Below are 3,527 nucleotides of genomic sequence, written 5' to 3'. Positions count from 1 at the left end.
TGCATATGTTGATTATAACTACCATCATTTTTATTAACTGTTACCTCAGTTGAACGCATAAAACCAATCAAATTTTGTTTTACTTTTTTATATCATGACCGTCCGGGCCCCGCAGCCGTACACCACCGCGGTGACCGCCGAAGTGCGCGCCAGGGCGGCGCAGGCCGCGCCGCCGGCGGTGGCACGGCCCGGCCCGGGCCGGAGCCAGCCCTCGCCGTGGTGGCGGTGGTGGCCGACCGCTCTGGCCGCCGTGGCGGCCATCGCGAGCGTGGCGTTGGCGGTGCGTCGCCGGCGCGCGCAGGCGACAGCGCGCCGATAGCCGCCATCGAGCCGGCGAGCACAAGTGAGCCGACCCGGCACGATTGACACCCAACGTCCCTCCACCACCTTTGCCGCCGATGACCTCCGCGCCCAGATCCCCCGGTTCTCCGGCGAGGCGCTGGAACACAACTTGGCTCTGGTCAGCGAGGTTAAATCCATCGCCGCGAACAAGGGCGTCACGCCCGGGCAGATCGCCCTGGCCTGGCTGCTCGCTCAGCAGCCCTGGATCGTGCCGATCCCGGGCACCACCAAACTTCACCGGCTCGAGGAGAACCTGGCCGCCGCCGACGTCACCCTCACCGAGACCGAGCTGGCCCAGCTCAATGATCTGTCGTCGCGGATCGACATCCGGGGCGGCCGCTACCCCGACTCCCTCGAGGCTCAGACCAACCTCTGACAACCGGATGGGCGGGCTCAGCCGGCGCGGGTTTCGACGGTCGCGGTGACGGCGCCTTTCAGGTCGGCGATGCGGCCCGCGGCGTCACCGTCCAGACGACCGATGATCACGATGCCGGGATAGTACGACTGATCGCCGTAATACAGGACGAGATCGTTGCCGGGCGCGTAGTAGCCGACATCTCCGACGTCGGGGTCGGCGCCATCCGGCTGGCCGTCCAGTGACAGCGGTGCGGGCAGCGGGCCGGTCTTCTCCACCGAGCCGTGATCGACCATGTCGATGGTCAGCGGTAGCTGGGCGATGAGGTCGCGGCCGGCGGCGCTGTTGACGATCGTGGCCTCGAAGCGCTGGTCGCCGATGACGATTCGGATCTTCATCTGCTCTTCCTGATCGGGCGAGGAGTCGATGCGGCTGGGCGAAGGCGAGGTGGATGGTCTTCCACCGCGGGGGTCGCCGGACTCACCGTTGTCCCCGCAGCCGGCAACGGTCAATCCGGCGACCGTCAACAGCGCTGCACACACGGCTGGGCGTACGTTCGGCATGGCGTCTCCATGTGTCACGCGAGGCCGTCGGGGGTGGGACGCGGTTCCCGGCTGCTCTCGCCGTTGCGGGCGGGGTCTTGGACGTCAGAGGCCGACGGCCTGGCCGCCCTCGACGACGAGCGCGTGGCCGCCGGTGAACGCGCCGAGGTCGGAGCACAGCCACAGGACCGCGGAGGCGATCTCCTCGGGCCGTCCCATCCGCCCGACCGGTTCCTGGCCGATGCCAATCTGTACGGGCATCACACCCGCTCGCCGGGCAGCGAGGAAGTCACCGACGATGGGTGCACTGGCAGGGCACCCCAGCACGACCGAGACCGGCCGCCGCCGGGGTGACCGCTCGCCCGTATCACCCGGAATGGACGATCCAACGTATCGCCCGGGGTGTCAGGCTGCGATCACGACATCGGCGAGAGCCGCCGGGCGGGTCGCTCGTGCCCGTGATGATGCACAGAGGCGAGGTCGGACCATGGGTACCGGCGCCGTGACCGGAACTGCGGACCTGGCGGATCTCTACCGTGATCTGCATCAGCATCCGGAGCTGTCCTTCGCCGAGACGCGCACGTCGGGCATCGTGGCCGCCCGGCTGCGTGCGGCCGGTCTCGAGACGACCGAGGCCGTGGGCCGCACCGGCGTGGTCGGGGTGCTCCGCAACGGTCCGGGCCCGACGGTTCTGCTACGGGCCGACATGGACGCTCTGCCGATGGAGGAGCGGACCGGGCTTCCGTACGCCAGCCGGCAGCGCGGCATCGATCGCGACGGCAACGATGTGCCCGTGGCGCACTCCTGCGGACATGACGTGCACGTGACCTGTCTGATCGGGGCCGTGCGGGAGCTGGCCCATGACCGCTCGTGGCAGGGCACAGTACTGGTGGTGTTCCAGCCCGCCGAGGAGTTCGGCGAGGGTGCGCAGGCAATGGTCGACGACGGCCTGTACGACCGGTTCGGGCGGCCGGAGGTCGTGCTGGGCCAGCACGTCGCACCCTTCCCTGCCGGGCATCTCGCCGTACGCCCGGGGCCTGCCTTCGCGGCGGCCGACGGCGTTCGCGTCGTGCTGCACGGCCGCGGCGGCCACGGGTCTCGGCCGGAGACGACTGTCGACCCGGTCGTGATGGCGGCGGCGACCGTGCTGCGGCTGCAGACGATCGTCTCCCGGGAGATCGGCGGCACCGAGACCGCCGTGGTGACGGTCGGTGCCCTTCGGGCAGGCACCAAGGAGAACATCATTCCGGACGAGGCCGAGCTGTTGATCAGCACGCGAACATTCGAGCCCGATGTGCGGCGGCGGACGCTCGACGCCATCGAGCGCATCGTCCGCGCCGAGGCGAGCGCGTCCGGTGCCGAGCAGGCGCCCACCATCACCGTCCTGCACGGCTTCCCGGCGGTGGTGAACGAGCCGGGTGCCGTGGCACGCACCCGCCCGGCCTTCGAGGCGTTGGTAGGCCCGGCTCGGGTGTTCGATCCCGGGCTGGTCACCGGCAGCGAGGATGTCGGACTGCTCGCCGCCGCGGCCGGCGCGCCCTGTGTCTTCTGGCTGCTCGGCGGCGCCGATCCGGCACAGTTCGAGGATGCGCGAAGCGCCGAGGCGGTGATGGCCCGCGTGGCCGAGATGCCGTCGAACCATTCACCGCTGTTCGCACCGGTCATCGAGCCGACGCTGACCACCGGCGTGGGCGCCCTGGTCGCCGCGGCCCGCACGTGGCTTCACGCCGAGGAGCCGGCGGCCGCTGGAGCTGATTGATAGTTCGCCAGTCACCGGAAGCGAGGACTTGACATGTCGGACACCCAGGCGGCAACCGGCCGGCCGGATCCGGTCACGCACCGCGTCCGTTCCGGATGGGACATCGGCCTCGGCATCTTATTGATCATCGGCGGAGCGGTCATCGTCGGCGACGTAGCGCTCGCCACGGTCATCTCCGTGCGACTGCTCGGCTGGGTCGTGCTCATCGTCGGCACGGTGATGGCCGTCGGTTCGCTGCGGCGCATCCGTTCTGACGGATCGTGGTCCTCAGCCCTCGGCGGCGTGGGACTGGCCGTACTGGGGCTATTCATCCTGCGTAACCCGCTGATCGGCGCGTTGAGCCTCACCCTGCTCGCCGGCTCGCTGTTTCTGACGACCGGATTGGTGCGCATCTTCACCTCCGGGCAGTACCACGGCGATCGATGGTTCGTCCTGGTCATCGGGGTGGTCTCCGTCGGCCTGGGTCTGCTCGTGTTGTCCAATCTGGTCACCGCATCACTGACGCTGCTCGGCCTGCTGCTCGGTGGCC

Annotated in this window: 6 protein-coding genes and 1 pseudogene; 4 read left to right on the top strand and 3 right to left on the bottom strand. The window is 69.2% G+C overall.

What is annotated here, in order from left to right; all coding sequences use genetic code 11:
- A pseudogene (locus tag AB0M20_RS32705) lies at positions 1–92 on the bottom strand (replication protein); the annotation flags it as partial.
- Positions 93–94: 2 nt separating this feature from the next.
- On the opposite strand from AB0M20_RS32705, the gene AB0M20_RS32700 reads away from it, so the two are divergent.
- On the top strand, positions 95–319 hold the full coding sequence (locus tag AB0M20_RS32700) for a hypothetical protein (RefSeq protein ID WP_364304196.1): 225 nt from the start codon (positions 95–97) through the stop codon (positions 317–319).
- Between the two features lie 24 nt (positions 320–343).
- The gene (locus tag AB0M20_RS32695; RefSeq protein ID WP_364304194.1) at positions 344–718 is read left to right on the top strand and encodes an aldo/keto reductase; all 375 of its coding nucleotides are present in this window, start codon (positions 344–346) and stop codon (positions 716–718) included.
- A gap of 17 nt (positions 719–735) precedes the next feature.
- On the opposite strand, the gene AB0M20_RS32690 is transcribed toward AB0M20_RS32695, so the two are convergent.
- Together AB0M20_RS32690 and AB0M20_RS32685 are read right to left on the bottom strand one after the other, a co-directional pair.
- Positions 736–1,224, bottom strand: a complete 489-nt coding sequence (locus AB0M20_RS32690) for a cyclophilin-like fold protein (protein WP_364304193.1) — start codon at positions 1,222–1,224, stop codon at positions 736–738.
- Between the two features lie 120 nt (positions 1,225–1,344).
- The gene (locus tag AB0M20_RS32685; protein ID WP_364304192.1) at positions 1,345–1,500 is read right to left on the bottom strand and encodes an SDR family oxidoreductase; all 156 of its coding nucleotides are present in this window, start codon (positions 1,498–1,500) and stop codon (positions 1,345–1,347) included.
- A 226-nt stretch (positions 1,501–1,726) separates the two neighbouring features.
- On the opposite strand from AB0M20_RS32685, the gene AB0M20_RS32680 reads away from it, so the two are divergent.
- The gene (locus AB0M20_RS32680) at positions 1,727–2,998 is read left to right on the top strand and encodes an amidohydrolase (RefSeq protein ID WP_364304191.1); all 1,272 of its coding nucleotides are present in this window, start codon (positions 1,727–1,729) and stop codon (positions 2,996–2,998) included.
- Positions 2,999–3,031: 33 nt separating this feature from the next.
- Positions 3,032–3,527 (top strand): DUF308 domain-containing protein (locus AB0M20_RS32675; protein ID WP_364304190.1); only part of this gene is annotated, 496 nt, incomplete at its 3' end.

The sequence above is a fragment of the Actinoplanes sp. NPDC051633 genome, assembly GCF_040681735.1.
GTDB lineage: Bacteria > Actinomycetota > Actinomycetes > Mycobacteriales > Micromonosporaceae > Actinoplanes.
This window is presented reverse-complemented; position numbering and strand designations above follow the sequence as displayed.